This window comes from Marinitoga sp. 1137 (genome assembly GCF_001941525.1).
In the GTDB taxonomy this organism is placed as follows: domain Bacteria; phylum Thermotogota; class Thermotogae; order Petrotogales; family Petrotogaceae; genus Marinitoga; species Marinitoga piezophila.
In genome coordinates this window covers 1,830,319-1,855,313 of sequence record NZ_CP009471.1, presented here as the reverse complement: position 1 = coordinate 1,855,313, position 24,995 = coordinate 1,830,319, and the positions used below count along the sequence as shown (strand labels likewise).

The 24,995-nt window shown below is 31.3% G+C and carries 23 protein-coding genes, 2 tRNA genes, 1 pseudogene and 1 other annotated feature; of the genes and pseudogenes, 4 read left to right on the top strand and 22 right to left on the bottom strand.

Annotation, left to right across the window (positions count from 1 at the left end):
- Window positions 1-23: 23 nt before the first annotated feature.
- The 14 genes and pseudogenes from LN42_RS08865 to LN42_RS08800 form a co-directional block, all read right to left on the bottom strand.
- Window positions 24-3,632, bottom strand: a complete 3,609-nt coding sequence (locus LN42_RS08865) for a DNA-directed RNA polymerase subunit beta (protein ID WP_014297176.1) — start codon at window positions 3,630-3,632, stop codon at window positions 24-26.
- A gap of 110 nt (window positions 3,633-3,742) precedes the next feature.
- Window positions 3,743-4,126, bottom strand: coding sequence for a 50S ribosomal protein L7/L12 (gene rplL / locus LN42_RS08860; protein WP_014297175.1), 384 nt, complete (start codon window positions 4,124-4,126; stop codon window positions 3,743-3,745).
- Between the two features lie 28 nt (window positions 4,127-4,154).
- Window positions 4,155-4,703, bottom strand: a complete 549-nt coding sequence (gene rplJ, locus LN42_RS08855) for a 50S ribosomal protein L10 (protein ID WP_014297174.1) — start codon at window positions 4,701-4,703, stop codon at window positions 4,155-4,157.
- A 9-nt stretch (window positions 4,704-4,712) separates the two neighbouring features.
- Window positions 4,713-4,856: a sequence feature (ribosomal protein L10 leader region), on the bottom strand.
- 19 nt (window positions 4,857-4,875) lie between these two features.
- Complete coding sequence (gene rplA / locus LN42_RS08850; protein ID WP_014297173.1) at window positions 4,876-5,577, bottom strand: 50S ribosomal protein L1; 702 nt, start codon at window positions 5,575-5,577, stop codon at window positions 4,876-4,878.
- Window positions 5,578-5,591: 14 nt separating this feature from the next.
- Entirely contained in the window at window positions 5,592-6,020 is a 429-nt protein-coding gene (gene rplK, locus LN42_RS08845) for a 50S ribosomal protein L11 (RefSeq protein ID WP_014297172.1), read from the bottom strand.
- Window positions 6,021-6,065: 45 nt separating this feature from the next.
- The gene (locus tag LN42_RS08840; protein WP_014297171.1) at window positions 6,066-7,124 is read right to left on the bottom strand and encodes a transcription termination/antitermination NusG family protein; all 1,059 of its coding nucleotides are present in this window, start codon (window positions 7,122-7,124) and stop codon (window positions 6,066-6,068) included.
- Window positions 7,125-7,145: 21 nt separating this feature from the next.
- Window positions 7,146-7,373: a preprotein translocase subunit SecE gene (gene secE, locus LN42_RS08835; protein ID WP_014297170.1), complete on the bottom strand. Its 228-nt coding sequence runs from the start codon at window positions 7,371-7,373 to the stop codon at window positions 7,146-7,148.
- A 70-nt stretch (window positions 7,374-7,443) separates the two neighbouring features.
- On the bottom strand, window positions 7,444-7,608 hold the full coding sequence (gene rpmG, locus LN42_RS08830; protein ID WP_014297169.1) for a 50S ribosomal protein L33: 165 nt from the start codon (window positions 7,606-7,608) through the stop codon (window positions 7,444-7,446).
- A 36-nt stretch (window positions 7,609-7,644) separates the two neighbouring features.
- Window positions 7,645-7,731 (bottom strand) — tRNA-Tyr (locus tag LN42_RS08825).
- 24 nt (window positions 7,732-7,755) lie between these two features.
- A tRNA-Thr gene (locus LN42_RS08820) sits at window positions 7,756-7,831 on the bottom strand.
- A gap of 120 nt (window positions 7,832-7,951) precedes the next feature.
- Complete coding sequence (locus LN42_RS08815; protein WP_075780705.1) at window positions 7,952-10,918, bottom strand: DEAD/DEAH box helicase; 2,967 nt, start codon at window positions 10,916-10,918, stop codon at window positions 7,952-7,954.
- Between the two features lie 18 nt (window positions 10,919-10,936).
- Window positions 10,937-12,523, bottom strand: a pseudogene (locus tag LN42_RS08810) (AAA family ATPase).
- Between the two features lie 84 nt (window positions 12,524-12,607).
- On the bottom strand, window positions 12,608-13,279 hold the full coding sequence (locus tag LN42_RS08805) for a thioredoxin fold domain-containing protein (protein WP_075780704.1): 672 nt from the start codon (window positions 13,277-13,279) through the stop codon (window positions 12,608-12,610).
- A 5-nt stretch (window positions 13,280-13,284) separates the two neighbouring features.
- Complete coding sequence (locus LN42_RS08800) at window positions 13,285-13,971, bottom strand: cytochrome c biogenesis CcdA family protein (RefSeq protein WP_014297166.1); 687 nt, start codon at window positions 13,969-13,971, stop codon at window positions 13,285-13,287.
- Between the two features lie 208 nt (window positions 13,972-14,179).
- Here LN42_RS08800 and LN42_RS08795 point away from each other — a divergent pair, with 208 nt between their 5' ends.
- The 4 genes from LN42_RS08795 (at window position 14,180) to LN42_RS08780 (ending at window position 19,072) form a co-directional block, all read left to right on the top strand.
- On the top strand, window positions 14,180-15,391 hold the full coding sequence (locus LN42_RS08795) for a YgeY family selenium metabolism-linked hydrolase (RefSeq protein WP_041638591.1): 1,212 nt from the start codon (window positions 14,180-14,182) through the stop codon (window positions 15,389-15,391).
- 64 nt (window positions 15,392-15,455) lie between these two features.
- The gene (locus LN42_RS08790; protein WP_014297164.1) at window positions 15,456-16,451 is read left to right on the top strand and encodes an ornithine carbamoyltransferase; all 996 of its coding nucleotides are present in this window, start codon (window positions 15,456-15,458) and stop codon (window positions 16,449-16,451) included.
- 24 nt (window positions 16,452-16,475) lie between these two features.
- Window positions 16,476-17,789, top strand: a complete 1,314-nt coding sequence (locus tag LN42_RS08785) for a dihydroorotase family protein (protein ID WP_075780703.1) — start codon at window positions 16,476-16,478, stop codon at window positions 17,787-17,789.
- Window positions 17,783-19,072, top strand: coding sequence for an amidohydrolase family protein (locus LN42_RS08780; protein WP_075780702.1), 1,290 nt, complete (start codon window positions 17,783-17,785; stop codon window positions 19,070-19,072). The genes LN42_RS08785 and LN42_RS08780 overlap by 7 nt, the downstream gene beginning before the upstream one ends.
- 31 nt (window positions 19,073-19,103) lie before the next feature.
- Here LN42_RS08780 and rpsO read toward each other — a convergent pair whose 3' ends face one another.
- The 8 genes from rpsO to pepT all read right to left on the bottom strand — a co-directional run bounded on the left by rpsO (window position 19,104) and on the right by pepT (window position 24,991).
- The gene (rpsO, locus tag LN42_RS08775; protein ID WP_014297161.1) at window positions 19,104-19,379 is read right to left on the bottom strand and encodes a 30S ribosomal protein S15; all 276 of its coding nucleotides are present in this window, start codon (window positions 19,377-19,379) and stop codon (window positions 19,104-19,106) included.
- A gap of 114 nt (window positions 19,380-19,493) precedes the next feature.
- Window positions 19,494-20,378 carry a DUF1385 domain-containing protein gene (locus tag LN42_RS08770; protein ID WP_014297160.1) on the bottom strand — a complete coding sequence of 295 codons (885 nt, stop codon included), beginning with the start codon at window positions 20,376-20,378 and terminating at the stop codon, window positions 19,494-19,496.
- Window positions 20,356-20,610, bottom strand: coding sequence for a hypothetical protein (locus tag LN42_RS08765; RefSeq protein WP_014297159.1), 255 nt, complete (start codon window positions 20,608-20,610; stop codon window positions 20,356-20,358). The genes LN42_RS08770 and LN42_RS08765 overlap by 23 nt, the downstream gene beginning before the upstream one ends.
- Window positions 20,611-20,627: 17 nt before the next feature.
- A complete protein-coding gene (locus LN42_RS08760) occupies window positions 20,628-20,924 on the bottom strand; it encodes a stage V sporulation protein S (protein WP_014297158.1) in 297 nt (98 codons plus the stop codon).
- A gap of 134 nt (window positions 20,925-21,058) precedes the next feature.
- Window positions 21,059-22,219, bottom strand: coding sequence for a 2-oxoacid:acceptor oxidoreductase subunit alpha (locus LN42_RS08755; RefSeq protein WP_014297157.1), 1,161 nt, complete (start codon window positions 22,217-22,219; stop codon window positions 21,059-21,061).
- Window positions 22,212-22,433, bottom strand: coding sequence for a ferredoxin family protein (locus tag LN42_RS08750; protein ID WP_014297156.1), 222 nt, complete (start codon window positions 22,431-22,433; stop codon window positions 22,212-22,214). Before LN42_RS08750 ends, LN42_RS08755 begins: the two co-directional genes overlap by 8 nt.
- 28 nt (window positions 22,434-22,461) lie before the next feature.
- Window positions 22,462-23,598 carry a sodium ion-translocating decarboxylase subunit beta gene (locus LN42_RS08745; RefSeq protein ID WP_014297155.1) on the bottom strand — a complete coding sequence of 379 codons (1,137 nt, stop codon included), beginning with the start codon at window positions 23,596-23,598 and terminating at the stop codon, window positions 22,462-22,464.
- A gap of 169 nt (window positions 23,599-23,767) precedes the next feature.
- On the bottom strand, window positions 23,768-24,991 hold the full coding sequence (pepT, locus tag LN42_RS08740; protein WP_014297154.1) for a peptidase T: 1,224 nt from the start codon (window positions 24,989-24,991) through the stop codon (window positions 23,768-23,770).
- Window positions 24,992-24,995: the final 4 nt, after the last annotated feature.

Here is a 24,995-nt window from a genome sequence, read left to right as displayed (position 1 = left end):
GCTTTACCCTCCTTGAGGGGATTTTATAATTTGTCAACATCTAATTCGTTACCGTCCTCATCATACAAACGAACATCGAGCATTAATCCCTGTAATTCCTTTACAAGAACTTTGAAACTTTCTGGAATTCCAGGATCAGGTAAATTCTTACCATTTAAGATTGCTTTATATACTTCATTTCTTCCTTTAATATCATCTGATTTGTATGTAAGCATTTCTGTTAATGTATGTGCTGCACCATATGCTTCCAAAGCCCAAACTTCCATTTCACCAAATCTCTGACCACCAAAGTGAGCTTTACCTCCAAGTGGTTGCTGGTGAATTAATGAATATGGACCTGTAGAACGTGCGTGCATTTTATCTTTCGCAATATGCACAAGTCTTAACATGTACATATATCCTATTGCAATAGGATAATCAAATGGTTCTCCTGTTCTTCCATCTCTTAATACGATCTTCCCACTTTCTGTTTTTGGATCGTCACCAAGATCAAGACCATATTCTTTACGAACTGCATCTAATTCGTCCATTCTGTTGTTCTTTCTTGCTTTATATAATTCTTCCATTATTTCATATTCTTTTGCACCATCAAATATTGGTGTTGCAAAATGTCTTCCTGTTAATTTTGCTAACCAACCAAGGTGCATTTCTAAAACCTGCCCAAGGTTCATACGTGATGGAACCCCTAAAGGACTAAGGATCATTTCAATTGGCTTTCCATTTGGTAGGAATGGCATATCTTCTTTTCTCAAGATGTTTGAAACAACACCCTTATTACCGTGACGCCCTGCCAATTTATCTCCAACATTTAATGTTTTCTTTGAAGCTATATAAACTTTTACGTATTGATTTACACCTGTTTCTAAATCTGGAATATCTTTTCTTGTATATACTTTAACATCAATAACTCTACCTTCAATTCCATGAGGTACTGTTAATGATGTATCTTTTACATCCTTACCTCTATCTCCAAAAACGGATCTTATGAGTTTTTCTTCTGGTGATGTTTCTGATTCTCCTCTTGGTGTAACTTTACCAACAAGTATATCACCTGAAGTTACATATGCACCAACTCTTACAATACCGTTTTCATCGAGGTTTCTTAATGACTCTTTCTTTACGTTAGGAATATCTGCTGTAATTTCTTCTGGACCAAGTTGTGTATCCATTGCTTTTGTTTCATATACTTCTATATGTAATGATGTAAATGTATCCCTTTCAAGTAGTTCTTCATTAACAAGGATAGCATCTTCGAAGTTGTATCCTTCCCATGGCATAAATGCTACAAGAACATTTTTACCAAGCGCTAATTCTCCCATATCTATTGCAGGACCATCTGCAATTGGATCTCCTTTTTCTACAACTTCACCCATTTCAACAATTGGTCTTTGATTTACTGTTGTATCCTGGTTTGATCTTATGAATTTCCATAATGTATATTTGTCCTGAACTGGATTTCCATTTTTATCTAATATTTCATTTCCTTCTTCATCTATTCTATTTATTATTATTGTTTTAGCATCTACGTATGAAACCTTTCCTCTATGTTTTGCCTTAATTACATAACCTGAATCCCTTGCTGCTAACCATTCAACCCCTGTCCCAACAAATGGTGCTTCTGTAATCATTAAAGGTACTGCCTGTCTCTGCATGTTTGAACCCATCAACGCACGGTTAGCATCATCGTGTTCAAGGAATGGTATTAATGATGTTGAAACAGATACAATCTGTTTTGGAGTTACTGCTATAAATTCTACATCTTCTCTATGAACATATGTAACTTTACCGGCATGCCTAATTTCAACATATTCAGCTTTAATCATTCCATTTTCATCTATTTCAACAGATGCAGGAGCAATTATTTTTTCTTCTTCCTGATCTGCAGTTAACCAATATACTCCTTTATCATATAAAACCTTACCATCTTTTACTTTATAATATGGTGTTTCAAGGAATCCAAATTCATCAACCCTTGAAAGAATTGCCAATGAAGTAATTAAACCGATATTGGCACCTTCTGGTGTTTCAATAGGACACATTCTTCCATAATGTGAATGGTGAACGTCCCTAACTTCAAACTTTGCATGTTCTCTCTTTAAACCGCCCGGACCTATTGCTGATAATCTTCTTTTATGTGTTAATTCAGAAAGGGGATTTACCTGGTCCATAAACTGCGATAACTGACTTGTTGCAAAGAATTGATTTATTGTTGTCATAATAGCTCTTGAATTAACGAGAGTATTTGGATTTAATTTTTGTATATTTTGAACTATACTTAATTTTTCATTCAACACAGGAAGCATTTTTGAGAATGATCTTTCAAATTCAATTTGCATTAATTCCCCAACTGATCTTACACGTTTATTACCAAGATGATCTCTTGTATCAAGGAGTTCCGGGTTATTTTTCATTTCAAGTAAATGTCTTGATGCAAGAATTAAGTCGAGTTTTGTTAATGTTTTTTCATCTTTATGAGGATATTCTACATCTTCACTTTTATCTATATCTTTTCCCTCTACTTCTATTAAATATTTCCTGTATACATCGCCCATTCTGTTGACGATTTTCTTTCTACCAATTAATGAGAAATCGAATGTATTAGGATTAAAGTAGAGATTATTTATGTAATCTGTAGCTATATTAACTCTTGGAATTTCACCAGGTCTGAGTTTTTTGAATAATTCTTTATAAGCTTCTTCAGGAGTTAATAAATTTCCATCTGATTCATATGATTTTTTAAACATTTCAAGTGTATTTTGCGCTACAATATGTGCAACTTTTATTTCTGTTACATTTAAATCTAAGAGCATTTCAACTATTTTTTCTGTTAATTTTACTCCTCTAAATGTTTTTGTTTCTTTGTATAATTCTGAGCCTTCTGGAACTTTTATGTCTGAAAGGATTGTTACGCCTCTTTCAATATATTCTGTTAGATCATAATTTAAACTAATTGTTTCTGGATAGAGATCTAACAAAGCTAAATCTGAGTCGTAACCCAAAGCCCTTAAGAATAGGAAGTAATTGAATTTTCTTTTTCTATCGATTCTAATTTGTAAGAAATCTTTACCTGGATTTGGATTGTATATTATTTCAAGCCATGCCCCTTTTACAGGAAGGAAATGAGCTACAAAATGTGGTCTTGTTTGTTTCACGCTTTTTTGTTCTTCACTAACAAAGTATACACCAGGCGATCTAACAAGCTGGTTAACTACTACCCTCTCCGCACCATTGATAATAAAGGTGCTTCTATCTGTAATCTTTGGAATATTCCCAAAAAATAACGAATCACTGGGTTCAATGATTTCCCCAGTACTGTGATCTGTTATTCTTATTTTTGCTTTTAGAGGAACTACGTAAGAAAGTCCTTTTTCCTTACATTCCATTTCCTCAAAAAGCGGATCTTCAATCCATACATCTGTAAATTCAAGCGAGATTTTTGCTTTTCTCTTCCCTTTTAATTCAACGGTAATTGGTGCATATTTATCAAGCACCTCTTTAACTCCATGTTTAATAAACCATTCATAGGAGTTAAGCTGAATCTCCAACAAATCATGATAAAGGTTTAAATCTTCCTTTACCTTACCAAAAAAATGCCTTTCTCTTTTACCCACTTTTAACACCCGGGTGTTCACAAAGAATCACCTCGTCTTCCTGAAATTTTATTAGCAAAACAATACCGCATCAGACGTTAGTCTGATGCGGAACAATTATATCATATAAAAGTTTATTTTTCTTTAAGAAATTACTTCAATTCTACTTCTGCGCCAGCTTCTTCTAATTTTTTCTTTAATTCTTCTGCTTCGTCTTTTGAAGCTCCTTCTTTAACTACTGCGTCTGGTGTTCCTGCTTTTTCTACTAAGTCTTTTGCTTCTTTAAGACCTAATCCTGTAATTTCTCTAACTACTTTAATTACGTTTATTTTCTTTGCACCGAAGCTCTTTAATACAACATCAAATGAATCTTTTTCTTCTGCTGCTGGAGCTGCTCCACCTGCTACTGGTGCTGCTGCAACTGCAACTGGTGCTGCTGCTGATACTCCAAATTCATCTTCTAATGCCTTTACCAATTCTGCTAATTCTGCTACTGTCATTTCTTTAATTGCTTGAATTAATTCTTCTCTTGTCATTCCAAAACACCTCCTGAAAATATTTAAATTATTGTTTTTCTTTTTCTTCTTTAATAGCGTTTAAAGCATATACGAACTTTCTCAAGATACCGCTTAATGCACCAACCAAACCTGAAATAGGAGCATTTAAGCCACCAACAAGCATAGCAAGCAACTGTTCCTTTGATGGAAGTTTTGCCAATTCTTCTGCTTCTTCTGGTGTGAAGAGTTTTCCTTCAAGAATACCTGCTTTAATAGCTGGTGTATCCTTCTTTAATTTTTTCTTGAATTCTACCAATACTTTTAATGTTTCAATTGGATCAGCTTCCTTTGTGTAAAGTAAAGCTGTGTTACCATTTAAGAATTCTTCATAGTCTTCAAGGTTTAAACCTGCATTTTTAATAGCTGTTTTTATCAATGCATTTCTATAAACCCTGAATACAACCTTGTCTTCGAATTTTTTGAACAAATCTGTTCTGAAATCATTTGATTCAGCAACAGACATACCTTTAAAATCTACGAAAACAACTATTGAAGAATCTTTAAATGCACTTTCTAATTCTTTGAGCATTTCTGCTTTTTGAGCTCTTGTTAACACCGAATCGCACCTCCTCCAAAAAAATCTGCGGTCCTGACGAGGACCGCAGAAGGACTAAAACATTTATTGTTTTATCTTCAGCGTACCTCGGCAGGCGGGTTTTCACCACATTATAATATTACCTGCTGTCTTCAGTACTATTTATTTCCTGAGGTATTATAACCAATAATTATTACTTTTCAGTTAAAAACTCTGAAACGTTTATTTTCATTCCAGGACCCATTGTAGGTGCTAAAGAAACTTTTCTGATAAATTTACCTTTAGCTGCTGATGGTCTCATTTTTTCTATTTGTTGTAATGCTTCAACGATATTTTCTTTTAATTTTGCTGGTTCAAATGATTTTTTACCTACAGCAACATGTAAGTTACCTGTTTTATCGTTTCTAACTTCAATTTTACCAGCTTTAAATTCTTTTACTGCATCAGCAACATCATTTGTTACTGTTCCACCTTTTGGTGATGGCATTAATCCTCTTGGACCTAATACTTTACCTAATCTTCCAATTTCTCTCATCATATCAGGTGTTGCAATTGCAACATCAAAGTCTGTCCAACCTTCGTTGATTTTCTGAATTAATTCGTCTGATCCTGCATAATCAGCACCAGCATCTAATGCTTCCTTAACTTTTTCACCTTTAGCGAAAACAAGAACTCTTACATTTTTACCTGTTCCATGTGGTAATGAGATGTTACCTCTTACCTGCTGATCACTTTTTCTTGGATCAATTCCAAGAATTATATGTAATTCAACACTTTCATCGAATTTTGCAGTTGCAATTTTTGGTAATAATTCTAATGCTTCATCAAGTGAATAGAATTTTTCTCTATCAATTAATTTTCTTGCTTCTAAGTATCTTTTACCATGTCTTGACATTCACATACACCCCCTTAACCTTCTACTACTTCGATGCCCATGTTTCTTGCTGTACCTTTTATTATTTCCATTGCAGCTTCAATTGTTCTTGCGTTTAAGTCGGGCATCTTGATTTCTGCGATTTCTTTTACCTGTGTTGTTGTGATCTTTCCAACAATTTCTCTTCCTGGGTTGTTTGCACCTTTTTTAAGTCCAGCTGCCTGTAAGATCAAGAAGGAAGCTGGGGGGGTTTTCAATGTAAATGTAAATGATCTGTCTTCAAATACTGTAATTTCAACAGGAATAATCATTCCAGCTTTATCAGCTGTTGCTGCGTTGAATTTTTTACAGAATTCCATCAAGTTTACACCATGCTGACCTAATGCAGGACCAACTGGTGGCGCAGGTGTGGCTTTACCTGCAGGTAATTGCAATTTAACTACCCTTGCAACTTTTTTTGCCATAATGTTCCCTCCTTCGTGGTATTAGCGGGATAACCCTCCCACTTATTAGCTAATTTTTTCTATTTCAGTTAAACCTAATTCTACATCTGTTTCTCTACCAAACATATTAATTGTTACTTTAACAGTTTGTTTATGTAAATCAATTTCTGTAATTTTACCTGTAAAGAATTCAAATGGACCATTTATTATTCTTACATGTTCTCCAACTTCATAATCAACTCTTATTTTACTTTCTTTTACTTCATATGATTCTTCACCTGTTAATCTTAATAAAGCTTTTACTTCTTTATTTTTCAATTGCACAGGCGTTCCGCCTATATTTATAAAGTTTATTACATATGGAATATTTTTTACCATTTCCTGTGTTTCTTTGTTTAAAATCATTTCAATAAACATATAACCCGGAAATAACCTGGATATTCTTGTTTTTAATATAATTATCTGTTTCCATGATCCAAAATCTCTAATTTCAACCTTACCAGAAGATTTTGCTTTAAATTCTTTTTTATTTGATAACATTTGACCTTTTTCTACATATGTCCCTTTTCTAAAAGCAGCTGAATCAAAATTATCTTTATATATATAGTATAAATCTTCACCATGATCATCAGTACTTACAACTATTCTTTTTAATTTTTCAACAGCTACAACAGTACCATCAAAAGCTGATTCATATCCTCCCTCTGCTGCAAGAGGCATTCCTATTTCTACAGGAGTATTAATTTTTAATCCTCCCATTATTTTTGCACTTTCTGGTATTGTATAATCTTTTAAATACTTTCTATCTTTTGTTTCAATAATTATTCTTCTAAAATTTTTTATTTCAGAAATAACTCCTGATCTTTTTACTATTACTTCCGGCTCTTCAGCAATAATATCACCTTTTTTGACATTATCGCCATTTTTTACATGAATTATCGCATCTTTTTCAACAACAATTCTATCAACTTTTTTATTTGTTAAGTCTATTTCACTTTCTTCAGGAATAAGAATTTTACCAAAGAACTTTTCCTTTTCAAACAATCTGGCTTTTTCTTCAATTAATTCTTTTACTTTATTCTCCATTCCTGAAAAAGTTTGCAAAATATACCATTTTTTACGCATTATTATCCACCTGCTTTTTTATCATTGAGTTGATCCGGTTCCCATTCCTGTCTTTATACCAATTAAGGGATATATGAATTTAGTAAATAAGTTTAAGAACCCATAATCAATTAAGAACAAATAAACTGATACAAATATCAATATCGCAACAACTATTAATGTTGATGTTAATGCTTCTTTTTTATTTGGCCATTTTACTTTTTTTGCTTCCTGCCATACTGAGCTAAGGAATATCCAGAACTTTGACATCAAAACACCCCCAGAATTTAATCATGACCCCCTGTTAAGGGGGTTAATTTTCTTCGAAATTTCTTTTAGTTTATATCTTTGATTCAACATGTAATGTGTGCTTGTTACAGTGTGGACAGTATTTTCTGAATTCCAATTTCTTTTTAAATGTTCTTTTTCTTGTTTTGTAGTAATTTCTTCTATTACATTCTGTACATTTTAATGATACAGTTAAAACAGGACTTTTAGCTGCCATTTTATTTCACCTCACATGCCATTATAATTGATAAAATGGTGGTGAGGGAAGGATTCGAACCTTCGAAGGCAATCCGCCAGCGGATTTACAGTCCGCCCCCTTTGGCCGCTCGGGCACCTCACCACCGATAAAAAAAGAAAAAAAATTTGGAGCCGACGAAGGGACTCGAACCCCCAACCTGCTGATTACAAGTCAGCCGCTCTGCCAGTTGAGCTACGTCGGCATCTCAACTTTCCGGAGTTTATTATAACAGATAATCAACCTTCTGTCAATTACCTAATGATTAAGAAGTTATTACTCCTTTGAAACATCATCCGGTGGTTACCCTTTTATGTTTGATAAATTATTCGAATAACTGATAAATATCTTCCCGACTCAAATTCTTTAGAACACCTTTTTCTGTGGATATTGCAAGATTGTATAAATCTTCCTTTGCTTCCTTTAATTTCATTATTTTTTCTTCTATTGATTCTCTTGTTATAAACTTGTATACAAATACAGGTTTATTCTGACCAATTCTATAGACTCTATCGGTGGCCTGGTTTTCAACCGCCGGATTCCACCACGGATCGTAATGAATAACATAATCTGCACCGGTAATATTTAATCCTGTTCCACCGGCTTTTAGACTTACAAGAAGTATTTTTATATTATTTGTATTATTAAATTTTTCCACTATTTCCACACGTTTTTTGGTTTTTCCAATTATTTTAAGATACTGAATTTTTTCCTTTTCCAGCCATTCTTCCATTATTTCAATCATTTTCACAAATTGTGAAAATATCACTATTTTATGATTTTCTTCCAATACTTCTTTTATAAAATTTTTAAACATATTAAATTTTGAGGATTCTATATTTACACCAAGCAATTTAGGATGATTTACAATTTGTCTTAGTCTTAGAAGTCCTTCAAGGACGCTAAAGTTTATGGTCCCCTGTGACATTGCAATTTTTTGCCTGTATTCTTCTGCTATTTGATGATAAATCTTTTTTTGATGTTGTGTCATTTCATTGAAAATATACTCTTCTGTTTTTGGCGGTAATTCTTTGAGTACATTTTCTTTTGTTCTTCTTAGAATAAATGGATGGATTTTCTTTTTTAATCTTTCAATACTTTCTTTATTTGCATAGTTGTATTTTCTCAAAAAATCCTTTTTATTTCCAAAAAATCCCGGCATTAAAAACTCAAATATGTTATATAAATCCGTTAATGAATTTTCAAGCGGCGTTCCTGTAAGTGCGAGTTTATGATTTGATTTGAGTTTTCTTATTGCCTTATATAATTTAGTTTCGTCATTTTTGATAAATTGTGCTTCATCAAGGATAATATAAAAATATTTTGTTTTCTTTAATTCTTCTATGGAATTTCTCAATGTATTATAAGTGGTTATAATTACATCTGTATCCTCAGGTATATCCTTTTGAGAATTATGATAAATGTAATATTTTATATTCGATGTAAATTTATCTATTTCATTTGCCCAATTGTATATAACTGAACGCGGAGCAATTATAAGGAATTTTCTGTCTTTTCTTTTTAATGATAGAATTAAAGCTATAGTTTGAAGCGTTTTACCAAGCCCCATATCGTCAGCAAGAATACCATTGAAATTATATTCCTGAAGATATCTTAAAAATCTATAACCTTCAATTTGATATTTTCTCATGGGAATTTTCAATTCAGGAATTTCATACTCTTTTATTTTTTCAAAACTCTTTACTTTTTCTATATATTTCTTTGTTTTTTCATCGAGAGTATCTATTTCTATATTTTCAGAATTTAATAATGAATATATGTTATAACTTTCAACTGTGATTTTTTCCTTTTTTACCTTTAAATCATCAAGCTTTTCCAGTATATATTCTGGAATTTTAATAAAGGTTTCATCTTTAAGGACTATAAAGTTATTCTTTCTGTTTCTCAAATAACTTATATCTATACGTTTATTTCCTTTTAATTCAAGACTACCTTCCACATCAAACCAACTATTTTTCATATTTAATTGCATCTTTATATTTTCAACTTCATGGAACTTTATGTTCTTGTTCATTTTTATAATAATATTTTTATCCAGCTTTTTCATGCCATTTTCAAGGAATTCAAAGAAATCATTTATCTCCATTGAATATTGCCCTTTTTCATCGAGAAAAACATTAACCTCTTCAAGATTTTTTAATAACTTTCTTTCTAAATCATAATTTCTATATTTATATTCATCATAAAAATTAATTTCCTTTCCATACAAAAACCTTCCTCTAAATGTAAATCTATCCTGAAGAAAATTAATATATAAATTTAATTTTGGAATAAATATCTCTTTTTTTATCCCAAATCTCTCGTCTATATCTATTTCAAATCCAAATCTTTCATAAGGTAAAAGAACATCTTTTATATAATTTTCAAGATCACTTTTATTTTCAAATGAAAATTCACTTTCTATATTCTTTAAATAAAAGGGGATATTTAATTGAGTCTTTATATCAATTATTGATATACTTTGTTTATTAAAATATGCCATATCGCTATATGTTTTCACAATTCTTTCCTTTTCTGGTATGGGAAATAATTTCATTTTACCTTTTTTACTTTCTAAATCACCTTCTAAAATTATCTTTATTTTTATATCTTCTCCCCATTTTAATTCTTTTTTATTTGGAAGAAGTATTTTACTGCTTTTTATTTTTTTTAATTCTCTAAAACTCATTAATCTTAATTCATAATCGTGTTTTCCATAGTAATTATCTATTTTCACAGGCACTATTAGTTTTTTTATCTCATATTCATCTTCCGGTACAGCTGTTTTTAGAAATTTCAATATATCATTATATGTTTCAATATCTTTTCTCAATTTTATTTTACCGTCAATTTTTTCTGCTAATTTTATTTTTGTATATTGTTCATCAGGATATACAAGATAATAGGTTTCTCCATAATCATAAATTCCAAGAAATTCCGCAATATCGCTTTCCACATGAATATTACTCTGTGTTTTACTTTCATTATTTAAATAATCTATTACTTTTAAGCTTAATGATACAAGATGCATACATGATGTGCTTTTTCCATAATTGCATGAACAGGAAAAATATATTTCTTCTATTTCCTCATCAATACTAATTATAGGTCTAAAAAATTTTCCGCCATCATTGATAATGGCGGTAAAATTTGTTTTATTATTGCTTTTAAAAACAGAAAACTCTTCTACTAAATTATTTTCATAAAAGTCTTTTCCCGTTCTATATTCAAAATCATTAGCTTCTAATATCTTTTCATTTAATTTATCTATTATTTTATATATATTTCTCACCTTATCACCTTTTTTAATTTACAACTTCTCTATTATATATTCCTCAATATTCCTTTTTTCTGAATTTATATTTATTCCTATGAGATATATTTCTTTTCCGCTGTATTTTTCATAATACTTCATTTCTTTTATCTGTTTTAATGCTTCGTAGCTACTTTGATCCAGTTTTATTTCAAATAAATATATCCTGTCGTCAAAATCTATTACTAAATCACTTCTTCCTAAGTTTGTCAATTCTTCTGCTTTTACATCTATTCCTGCTGAGGCTATTATTGTAAATATCAATACATTTCAGATAATAAAAAAGCAAATTCGTTCAAACAAGTAGAAAATTCTAATCCTCAAAAATTCTTGTTCCCGCCGGCCGTTGCAGACTCACATCCATGTTCGTCTTCACTCAAAATCACATCCGTGTGATTTTGTCCGGCTCCACTTCGAATTTTTTCAGGAATTTTCAAGTTTTCACTCATTTGCTTTTTTATTATCTTTATTTATCTCTTCAAGTATTTTAAGAAGACTTTCTTTCACTTCAAAATTTGGATAGTCCAGTATATATTTTTTCTTTAATCCATATTTTTTTATTCCTTTAAAGGTTAAATACCCTGCCTGCGTAAAGAAGATATTTGCTTTTGCATCTTCTATTTCCCTTGTTGAGAAATCTTCTGCACTTACAGGTATTTTTACTAAATCCTCATATTCTATCTTTTTTCCTTTTATATACTCATACAAAAAACTCGGTGAGCCACTTTCAAACCAGAAGTTTTGGAATTCTTTTTCCGAAAAAAATCTCAATATTGAATATGGATTATATACTGTATGTTCTCCGTCAAATGAAAATCCATTATAATATCTTTTCATTTCTTCAAGCAATTCTTTTTCTGTTATTCCCATTTCTTTTGATAATTCTTTTATGTAATCCTTAAAGTAATATTCCAATTCTTCCTGTGTATACCCAAACATCTGTGAATATTTTCTGTTTAAGGATATATAGCTTAAATTGTTTAATGCTGAGAATACTCCTGTTTTTGTGAATTTTGTTATCCCCGTTATGAATACAAATTTTATATGCTCGTCATTTGCTTTTATATTTAAATAGAAATTTCTTAATACTTCTCTGCATTTTTCTGCCATTTTTTTGTTTGTTATATTATCCAATATTGGTTTTTCATATTCGTCTACCAGTATTACTACCTTTCCTTTTTCTGATAGCTTCATTATTAATTCATCAAATGCGAAACTATAATCTGTTTCTTCTATCTTTACTCCATTTCTTTTTCCTTCCTGAACTATCATTTTTGTGAGGCTTTCTTTAAGTTTCTCTATACTTTCTGATTTTGCTTTTAATAGATTTAATCTTATTATTGGATATTCTTTAAACTCCAATTTGTCGTATATATATGTATCTTTAAATAATTCTCTTTCCCCTTTAAATAAATAATAGAATGCCGATATAGTTAAACTCTTTCCGAATCTTCGAGGTCTTGACATAAAATAAAACTTTCCACTATTTATTAAATCATATAGATACTTTGTTTTATCTACATATATATAATTTTCTTCTATTAACTCCTTATAATCTGATATTCCTACCGGTAATTTTTTCATCACTTCCACCTCCATATCAAAATTATATCATATTTATAATATAAAACGCTCCAGCATATTAGCTATTGCTGAAGCGTTTTGATTCTACTTACTATAAATTACTACATAAAATTTACTTTCTATTTCCTTTGATTTTTCTTTAACAATAACATTTACAAAATTATCTAGAGAATCACCTTTTTGATATTCCACTGTATTTGGATCATTTTCAAGCAAATATTTTATCTCTTCATCTGTTAAGTTCAAAACCTTTTTTTCTATTGAAACCTTTATATTCTTTTTTACAAATGTATTATAATCTATATTATGATTTGAGGAGTATTTAAAGTATTTTAAGATAGAAATAAAAGTTGTAGGATCTACATATCCTGGCAATTGAGCTTTAGCTTCTCCTTTACTATCAAAGAAGAAAAATGTCGGTGTCCCTCTTACTCCAAATGCTCCAAATAAATCCCTGTAATTTAATGTTTTCCCTTTATAATTGGCAATCTTTTTCTTATCAGCATATATCTCTGCAAAGATATATTCAGTTCTTAACCACTTTTGTACCTCTTCATCATATAAAGTTTCTTTTTTAAACTTATTACAATAATAACAACTTCCTGAAGAAAACATAATTATAACCTTTTTCCCTGTTATTTCACCAATTTTCAATGCCACATTAAAATCATGAACAATAAATTTATCTGGAAGGATTGAACCATACATAATTACACCTGATATTATTAATAAAATAAAAAGACTTATTTTTTTCATTATCCTCACACTCCCTGTAAATTATTGAACTTTCCAAGTATTACCAGAATCCCCATTAAAACCAATAATAAACTCCCTGAAACCTTTAAAATCTTTTGCCATTTTGGTGTCCCAAATGTAATTCTGGATAATAATTTACTTACTACACCGCTGAAAAATAAAAATGGAATAGAAATCCCCAATGAATATAAGAAAAGCATAAATCCACCTTTAAATATGTTTGTTGTTGTAGATGCAAAGGTCAATACTGCTGCGAGAACAGGTCCTGAACATGGAATCCATATAAATGAAATTAAAATTCCCATTATAAAAGCACCTAAAAAAGTTGTTCCCTTATATTTTGATAAATCCAGCTTAAATCCTTTGAAGATCTCTTTATCAAGGAGATAATAAATACCCATTATTATAATAAATATTCCTGCAACCAGATTAAAGACGTCTTGATATTTTGAGATAAAAGTTCCCAAACTTCCTGCTAAAACACCCAGCATCGAGAAGAATATCGATAAACCAAGAAAAAAAGCTAATCCACGTTTCAAGGTAAGTTTAAAATCCTTCAAATCTGGCATTAGAATTCCAAAAAATAATGGAACTAACGGCAATATACAGGGACTAAAAAATGAGATTATCCCACCTAAAAAGGCACCAAAATATCCTATTGTTGGTTGAACAGCAACAGCTAAATTCTCCATATTCATCTCCTTTCTATTGATTATAACTAATAGTAGATTAATTATATCATAATTACAATTATAAATTATACTCCCTCAAAAATCTTTGAATAATTGAGATAATTAAAAATATTTAAAAATTCCAATTGCTAAAGTAATGTTAATTTAGTTTTTATGGATTTTAAATTTTAATATTAAAGTTATATAATGTTATATAAAGAATTTTCATATGGGAGGGATAGGATTGACAACTTTAGAATTGGCAGAAAAATACCGAGAAGACATAGTTAAATTTATGAGCAAACTCATAAAAGCCAGAAGTTATTCTGGTGATGAAAAAGAAGTAATTCAGGTAATTAAAGAAGAGATGGAAAAGGTTGGATTTGACGAAGTAAAAATCGATGGTCTGGGAAATATTCTCGGAAGGATTGGCAGTGGAAAAACTGTTATAGCTATGGACGCACACATTGATACAGTTGAAGTAGGAAATCCTGATTTGTGGGATAAGGATCCATTTAGTGGTGATTGGGATGAAGAATGGGTTTATGGTCGTGGTGCTTCTGATCAAAAAGCCGGTATGTGTTCTATGGTATATGGTATGAAAATACTTAAGGATTTAAATTTACTTGATGATTTTACAGTATATGTAACTGGTACAGTTATGGAAGAAGACTGTGACGGATTATGTTGGAGATATATTGTAGAAGAAGACAAGTTAAAACCTGATTTTGTAGTTATTACAGAACCTACAAGTTTAAATGTCTATAGAGGCCATAGAGGAAGAATAGAATTTAGAGTAAAAACAGTGGGGCTTTCAGCACATGCAAGCGCTCCAGAAAGAGGCGATAATGCTATATATAAAATGGCAAAGATTATAAATGAAATAGAAAAATTAAATGAAAACTTGCATTATGATCCGTTTTTAGGTAAAGGCACAATAGTTGTTTCTCAAATATTCTTTAAATCACCTTCACATAACGCTGTACCTGATGAATGTGTTATTCACATTGATAGAAGATTAACAGCTGGAGAAACAAAGGAAAGCGCATTTGAAGAGATAAGAGAAATATTTAAAAAGACCGGTATAGATGCTGAAATTGTAGAATTAACCTATTCAAAACCTGCTTATACAGGAGTAGAATATCCAGTTGAAAAATATTTTCCAACATGGGTTGTTGAAGAGGACTCTACTGTAGTTCAAGCTGCAAAAGAAACGTTTGAAAAAACATTTAATGATGAACCATTTATTGATAAATGGACATTTAGTACTAATGGAATTGCAACAGCTGGTGTTTATGGAATACCTACAGTTGGATTTGGACCTGGCGATGAAAAATATGCTCATGCTCCAAACGAAAAGGTAAAGATTGAACATCTTGTTAAAGCTGCAGCATTTTACGCTAATTTCCCAAAAACATTGGTAGAGAAACTTAAAAAGTAAATTTTTTTCAGTAAAAAAGAGAACGTTTTCAAATTAAAAAATTAAAACTAAGGGGGAGATATTTATGTCAGCATTTTTTAAGACAGAAAAAAGTAGACATTTCATTACAACACAGGATTTTACAAATGAAGAAATAGAAATGATGTTAGATCTTGCAAGGGATTTAAAAATCAAAATGGCATCCAACATACCAACACCATATTTATTATATAAAACTTTATTCTTAATATTCTTTGACCAATCTACAAGAACAAGAAACTCTATGGAAGCTGGTATTGCACAATTAGGAGGTCATGCTAATTTCTTAAACCCAAGTACAATGCAATTATCTCATGGAGAAACACCTGAAGATACTGCAAGAGTTTTAGCAAGAATGGGACACGGAATTGCAGTTAGAGCATGTGAATTCGGAAAAGGAAATAAATATTTAAGAGGAATGGCTTCTGTTTCACAGGTACCTGTTATGAATTTACAGGATGATGTTTATCATCCGTTCCAGGTATTGGCCGATGTAATGACAATGCAGGAAAGATTTGGAAAGAATTTAAGAGGCTTAAAGGTTGGTATAAGCTGGGCATATGCTGAAAGTCATTTAAAACCTTTATCAGTTCCTCAATCACAAATATTACTGTTCACCAGATTGGGTATGGACGTAACTCTTGCTTATCCAGAAAAATTCGATTTAATGCCTGATATTGTAAAACAGGCTCAGGAAAATGCAGAAAAATATGGTGGAAAATTGAATATTTCACATAAAATGGAAGATGCATTTGTTGATGCACATGTTGTTATACCAAAGAACTGGGGAGGATTCTTTGTGTCAGATGATCCAGAAGAAATTAAGGCTGAAACCGCAAAACATAAAGATTGGATCTGCGATGAAGAAAAGATGAAATTAACAAGACCGGATTCAGTTTATATGCATGCATTACCTGCAGATAGAGGAAAAGAAGTTGTAGATTCTGTTATTGACGGACCACATTCAATAATATTTGATGAAGCAGAAAACAGATTGCATACAGCAAAGGCTGTAATGACATTATTAATGGGTGGAAGATAATATAATAATTGGGATGTGATTGCCATGTTTGATCTTGGGATATTAAATGGCGAAATATATATAAATAATGAATTTATAGAAGGAAACCTTTATGTTAAAAATGGAAAGATATGTGATATTACTACATCATATTTAGAATCAAAGAAAGAAATCAATGCTTCCGGGAAGTTTATACTTCCCGGTTTTATAGATCCACATGTTCATTTTGAACTAACCGTTGGAAAATATACTTCTGTCGATAATTTTAAAACAGGCTCAATTTCTGCAGCATATGGCGGAATTACTTCATATATCGATTTTCTCGATCCAATAACTACAATGGAAGAACTGAAAAAAGCTTTTGAAACTCGTATGAATTTAGCCCAAAAAAGTCATACCGACTTTGCATTTCATGCCACTATAGCAAACCCAACTATAGAACCCCATAAATTAATCAAAAAATGTAAAGAATTAGGCGTAGCAAGTATTAAATTATTTACCACGTATGGACAGCGAATGACAAAGGATAAATATATATCAGAATTGCTTTCATTATCTTCTGAAGAAGGAATTGTCGTTACAGTGCATGCTGAAAATGATGAGCTAATAGAAAATAAGGAAAAAATAAAAATGAAGGAACATTCCAGCATTAGATCTACTCTTTCTGAAACTACAGAGGTTATAAAATTAGCTGAAATGGCAGAATATTATGAAGGACAACTGTATATAGTCCATTTATCAAGTGGATATTCCCTTGATGTCTTAAAGAAAAAATTTTCTGATATCATAGGAAAAAATATGGTTCTTGAAAGCTGTCCGCATTATTTTTATTTTGATGACAGTTTATATGAAAAAAAACACGGATATTTATTCTCAATGACACCACCTTTGAGAAGCGAAAAGGAAAAGGATTTGCTCGTCGAAAATTTTGATTATTTGCAAACAATAGGAACGGATCATTGCCCATTTAATTCAAAGGATAAAAATAAACGATATACAAATATTATGCCTATGGGAATAGGTGGAGTGGAATTTTCATTCTCATTAATGTTTACACTTTTTGGAGAAAAAGTTATTGATAAATTCACCTCTAATGTTGCTAAGTATTATGGATTATATCCACGTAAAGGTAACCTTTTACCGGGCGCTGATGCAGATATTGTAATCTTCGATCCAGAAGTTGACTGGATAATAGAAAAACATCATTCTGCAGCAGATTACACAGTTTATAAAGGTCTCCCTGTTAAAGGCAAAGTTATAACAACAATATCAAATGGTAAAATAATAATTAACAATGGAAAATTTATCGGTTCAAGGAAAAAGGGAAGATTCCTGAGAAGGGAAGAGATAAGATGGTAAAGGTTATTGTTAATTGTAATATCTTTGATTATGAAACATATAGAGAAAATCAATATATTAGATTTGATAAAGAAATAATTGAAACAGGTTCAATGGATAATTTCAAAAAAAAAGGAAATGAAGAAATTATTGATTTTAAAGGAAAACTCGTTATGCCAGGATTTGTCAACGGACATACACATATTTATTCCACTTTTGCAAGGGGAATGGCTGTTGAATTTAATCCAAAAAGTTTTTCTGATATCTTAAAACAGTTATGGTGGCGAATGGATTCAAAAATTGATCTTGAAACTACATATTATAGTGGTCTTGTGAGCGGTATAGAATTTATAAAAAATGGAATTACAGGAATTATAGACCATCATGCAAGCGGGCAAGCAATAAAAGGAACATTGAACAAATTAAAGGAAAGCGTTACAGAAAAAATTGGTGTAAGAGGTGTTTTTTGTTTTGAAACCAGTGATAGATTTAATATTGACGAATGTATTGAAGAAAATACAGAATTTTTAAAGAATAATTCTGAAAAATTTGCCGGAATGTTTGGTTTACACGCTTCACTCTCTTTATCCAACGAAACATTAAAAAAGGTATCAGAAAATTTAAATGGTGCTCCCATACACATTCATGTAGCTGAAAGTTTAGAGGATGAGGAAGATTCAATAAAAAAATATGGAAAACGTGTTGTTGAAAGATTAGAAGAATTCAATTTGTTAACTGATAATTCCATATTATCCCATTGTGTCCATATTGATGAAAATGAAGCTGATATAATTTCAAATTACAATGTATATGTTGCACTTAATCCTACTTCAAATATGAATAATGCCATAGGAATGCCAAATTATAAATTACTCAAAGATAAAAATATAAAAACAATAATAGGCAATGACGGCTTAGGATTTAATATAACAAGAGAATATTTAAACCTTTATTTCACCCAGAAATATAGATATGAAGATCCAACATTCTTCAATTTTGATGATTTAAAGAATAATATTGATAATGTATATAACCTGTTTGGAAAAATGTTGAATATAAAGGTTGGTAGAATAGAAAAAGGATACAAAGCCGATATGATTTCTTTTGAATATGCACCATTTACACCTTTAAATGAAAATAACATTTTTGGGCATGTGTTTTTTGGTATCTGGGATAATCTCGATGTTGTTGATACAATTATTGACGGTGAATTTTTAATGGAAAATAGGAAAGTAAATTTTGAAGTTGAAAAAATTTATAACGAAGCAAAAGATGTTGCTGAAAATTTATGGAATATCATTTAAAAAACTCCCGCTATTGAGCGGGAGTTTGATATTATCCTCTGATTCCTAATTTTGAAATTAATTCTTTATAAACTTCTGGTCTTTCTTTCTTGAGGTATTTTAACATTTTTCTTCTTTTACCAACCATTTTCATAAGACCTCTTCTTGAGTGGAAATCCTTTGGATGTGTTTTTAAGTGTTCTGTTAAGTGTCTGATTCTTGCTGTTAATAAAGCAACCTGAACTTCTACTGAACCTGTGTCTTTGTCGTTAATTTTGAATTCTTCAATAACGTTCTTTTTTACTTCTGGATCTAATCCTCTTGACATCTTCTTTCCCTCCGTTTATATATTCCTCTGACCAAGATAAGGTCTATGCCATTATCTGAGTCAGGGTATTTATATTATATTATAAGTTATGTTAAATGTCAATTGATATTTTATTTAAATTTCAACAACTTCTTCTCCATCAAAGTCTTCCTTTAAAGCATATTCAAGGGATATTAATGCTACCTTTAATTGTTCTTCATCAGGTTCTGATGTGGTTATTTTTTGAAGCATTAATCCTGGAGAAGCTAAAATCTTACCAAGAGATGTATCTATTATTTTTGCTGTAAATCTTTGAAATTCATATGCAACTCCAGCTACCAACGGCAATAAAACTATTCTTGTTATTGTTTTTTCTAACAATGTTGTATAACCCATAGCTCCTGTAATGGAAAAAACTATTATCGAGGCAAAAACAGTTATTATAAGAAAACTCGTTCCACATCTGGGATGTAATGTTGTATATTTTTTTGCGTTCTCAACAATTAATTGTTCTTTGTTTTCGTAAGTATAAACTGCTTTATGTTCTGCACCATGATATTCAAAAACTCTTTTAACATCCTTAAATAATGAAATTACCCATATATAAAGTATAACAAATATTGCCCTTATTACACCTTCAGCAAATGAAAACCAGAATTCATTGTTTATATTGAATAATTTTGTCAAATACATCGGTGCCAATCCAAATCCCCCAACAGAAAAAAGTATAGCTAATAATATTGATATAATCATATCTTTTTTTGTTATTTCCTCTTCATCTGATACATTAGCCGAATAAGTTAAAGCTCCCATTCCTATTATCATCGCTTTTAATAATACAAAAAAACCCCGTATAAAGGGTATCTTTTCAAGAAAACCGAAAGAAAATTCATTTAATTTTTTTATCTGAACCTTTCCATCTGGCCTTTTTACAGCAACTACAGTATGTATTCCCTTCATCATTACGCCTTCAATAACTGCCTGACCTCCAACATATTTAGGCATTTTCTTTTCGTTCATTATTTATCCTCCTCAATATTTCCTCTGCTACACCATTTTCTGTAATTACAAAATAAAAGGTTAGAGCTTCCTTATCAACAGTTTTTTCTTTTTTCAATACCATGGAAGCCTTTCTTCGTATTTTTAATCTTTCATTTATATTTAATTTAGAAATTTCTTCAACTATAGAAAAAAGCCGCGCGTCATTTATACACGCGGTCACTATTTCATTGATGATTTTATCATCTATCACTTACAATTCTCCTCGTATTATTCTTCTGTAGCTTCGTCTGTTTCTTCTTCTGTTATTTCTGCAAAAACTCTGAATTTTATACCTGTTCTCTTTTCGTCACCAACAGTAACTTCAACAAATCCTGGTACTACAAAAATCTTTTTTCCTCTTGTTTCAACGAATCTTCTGGCAATAGCAATAGCTTTTACTGCCTGATTAACAGCCCCCGCTCCTATAGCCTGGATTTCAACTTCGTCTGTTTTGCTGAGAACTCCTGCGATAGCTCCAGCAACTTTGTTTGGAGATGAATTATGACCAACTTTTAAAACTTCCATGAATAGCTCAGCCCCCTTTATTATCATTATCACATTTTATTTTACCATAAAATTTCTTTTTTTTCAAATACAATTTTTAATTGTTAATATACATATACCAAAAAACAAATCCCCCTTTTGAAAAGGGGGATTTATTAAAATTCTATTATATGTCTCCATACCTGTGTTATTGAATCCAATATTTCTTTTGGTGAAATTAAATCACCATCTACTCTATTTACAAGTGCTATATGTTTTCCAAATTTATTTACCCTTGATATTTCAAGTGCAAGTTGCCCTAAATTCATTTCAGCCACAATTATAGCCTGTGATTTCTTCAAAAGATTTTTCATTTTTGATACAGAGAATGGCCAGATTGTAATGGGTTTAAATAACCCTACAGGTATTCTATCTTCACGTGCCATTTTTACAGCCTTCATTGCACTTCTAGCAACTGAACCATAAGCTACAACTATAATTTCAGCGTCTTCTGTCATATATTCATCATAAATAGCAATTTCTTCTGTATATAATCTGATTTTGGAATCAAGATGTTTAATTACTTTATCTGCAACTGAAGAAGATCCCACAGGGAACCCTGTTTCATCATGAACTAAACCTGAAACATGAAATCTTGCCTTTCCCATTTCTATTAAAGGATTTACAGGATAATTTTCTTCCTGGAATCCAAAAGGATGGAATAAATCTTCTTCTTCTATTTCTTCTTCACTCATTCTTGCCACTATTTCAGGATTTTCGTATTCATCACTTAAGTAAAAACTCTCTCTCATATGTCCTAATGTTTCATCCATTACAAGCACAACTGGTGTTCTATATTTTTCAGCATAATTAAATGCCGTAATTGTATATTTATAAACCTCTTCTACTGTTGAAGGATAAAGAGCTATTATCTGCTGATCGCCATGCCTTCCCCATCTTATCTGCATTATATCTCCCTGTGATGGCTTTGTTGGCAAACCTGTACTTGGTCCTCCCCTCATAACATCCACTATTACACATGGCGTTTCAGTCATCGTTGCGTATCCAAGAGCTTCCTGCATTAAACTAAAGCCTGGACCACTTGTAGCTGTCATTGACTTTACGCCTGCTAATGATGCACCAATAATGGCTGCAGCACTGGCAATTTCATCTTCCATTTGTATGAATTTTCCTCCAACTTTTGGTAATTCTCTTGCCATAACCTCTGCTACTTCTGAAGAAGGTGTAATAGGATATCCTGCAAAAAATCTACAACCTGCTTTTACTGCTGCTAATGCACATGCTTCATTTCCCTGCATGAATACTATTTTACCCATTGGCCTCAACCACCTTTTTCTCTGATATATCAATAGCAATATCAGGACATAATCTTTCACACATTAAACAACCTATACATTTGCTTTCATCAACTATTATAGGTTTTCCCATTTCTGCTGAGCCAAGGGCTTTTGTTGGACAAACATGATAACATATACCACAGTTTTTACAGTAAGAATAGTTAATGGTAATCTCATAGCTTTTTTTTGCCATTTAGGATTTTCACCTCTTTATAAAAGGATTAGAGTATTGATAAAAATACACCTGCTGCTACAGCTGAACCAATTACACCTGCAACATTTGGACCCATTGCATGCATAAGAATAAAGTTTCCTGGATCTTCTGACTGAGCAACAGTTTGTGCAACCCTTGCTGAATCAGGAACAGCTGAAACTCCAGCAGCACCTATTAAAGGATTTATTTTATCTTTTGTAAATAAATTCATGAGTTTTGCAAAGAATATCCCTGACATCATTGCAATAATAAATGCAACAGCACCAAGTAAGAATATTTTTAAACTTGTTGGCTTTAAAAATACATCTGCCCTTGCTGTACTTCCAACAGAAAGCATTAATAATATGGTAACTGAATCGAGTATATATCTTGAAGCAGCTTCAGCAAGCCTTTTTGTAACTCCAGATTCTTTTAACAAATTACCAAGCATTAACATTCCCACAAGTGATATAGCCTTAGGTACAAGTAACGCAACAACTATTGTTGTAGCAATTGGGAATATAATCTTTTCTTTTTGTGTAACATGTCTCATTTTTTTCATTCTTATTAATCTTTCTTCTTTGGTTGTCAATAATTTCGAGACAGGTGGCTGCAATATCGGTATTAAAGCTATATACGAATATGCAGCAATTGCGATTATTGCCAATAAATCAGGTGAAAATCTTGAAGCAAGATAGATTGAAGTAGGTCCATCTGCACCACCAATTATAGCTATAGATGCAGCGCTATGAATATCGAATCCCATCATATTTGCAACTATAAATGTTCCAAATATTCCAACCTGAGCTGCAGCACCTAAAAAGATTAATCTCGGATCTGCAATAAGGTATGAGAAATCTGTTAATGCACCTATTCCTAAAAATATCAATGGTGGATATATTCCTAAAAACATTCCCCTTTGTATATACCATAATAATCCTCCAACCTGGCCATCCATAGGTGGATTTAAAATACCGGTAACTTCCGGTGGAATATTCGCAAGAATAATTCCAAATCCAATAGGTATTAATAATAACGGTTCGGCATGTTTAACAATAGCAATGTAAATTAACACGGATCCAATAGCAATCATCAATAGATGCTGCCAGGTAAAATAGGCAAAACCACTGTTTGCAAAGAATGCGACAAAATTAGACAAATCCATTTCAAATCCTCCTTGTAAATATTTTCAAATTTAATTATAACCCTTTATGTTAATTAATTCAACCATCATTTTTTATAAGATTAACAACTTAAAGTTTAAAAAGCACAGGATTTTGGATTACTTTACTGCTAATCCTAACTGATTAGATTTAACAGGAAGATTTTATCTTTTAGTTTCTTGCAACCAATTTAGAAATTTCTATAATAACTTCCACAGCCTTTTCCATTGAAGGAATTGGAATGTATTCGTATCTGCCATGGAAATTGTGACCACCTGTAAAGATATTTGGACATGGCAATCCCATATAAGATAGTCTTGCACCATCTGTTCCGCCTCTTATAGCTTTTATAATTGGTGTTACACCTACATTTTCCATGGCTTTTTTAGCTATTTCAATTATTTCTGGATTTTTATCTATTATTTCTTTCATGTTGTAATAAGAATCTTTTAGGTTTAATTCAACTGTATTTCCACCATACTTTTTGTTTAAAAGCTCCGCATTTTTTTCACATAACCATTTTTTATTTTCAAATAATTTTTTATCATGATCTCTAACTATCATTACAACTTCTGCTGAATCACAATCACCTTTAATGCCTACTACATGAAAAAATCCTTCGTATTTTTCTGTATTCTGTGGAGTTTGTGCCTGAGGAAACATCATTATTAATTCTGCTGCTATTTCAGCTGCATTTATCATTTTATTTTTAGCTGTTCCTGGATGTATACTTTTTCCATTTATTTTAAAATGTGCTGTGGCAGCATTAAAATTTTCTGCTTCAAGCTCTCCAATTTCTCCCCCATCTATTGTATATGCAAATTTTGCGCCAAATTTTTCCACATTAAATCTATCGGCTCCTCTACCTATTTCTTCATCAGGAGTAAATCCTATTCTTATCTTTCCATGTTTTATTTCTGGATGCTGAATTAAGTATTCCATAGCTGTGATAATTTCAGCAATACCGGCTTTGTCGTCTGCACCCAACAATGTATTTCCATCTGTAACTATTATTTCCTGTCCAATATAATTATTTAATTTTGGAAATTCCTCAGGACTTAATACAATATTCTTTTCTTCATTTAATACAATATCTCCGCCCTCATATTTTATAATCTTTGGTTTTACACCTTTGCCTGTTAATGCAGGTGCTGTATCCATATGAGCAATAAAACCTATTACAGGAATATCTTCTTCTGAATTTGCCGGTAAAGTTGCATATACATATCCATTTTCATCTACTTCAACTTCACTCAACCCTATTTCTTCTAATTCTTTTTTTAAATAATTTGCAAAAACAAGCTGTTCTGGTGTTGAAGGACATGTTTCAGAATTTTCATCAGACGTGGTATAAAATTTTACATATTCCAAAAATCTTTCCTGTACTTTTTTCATAGTA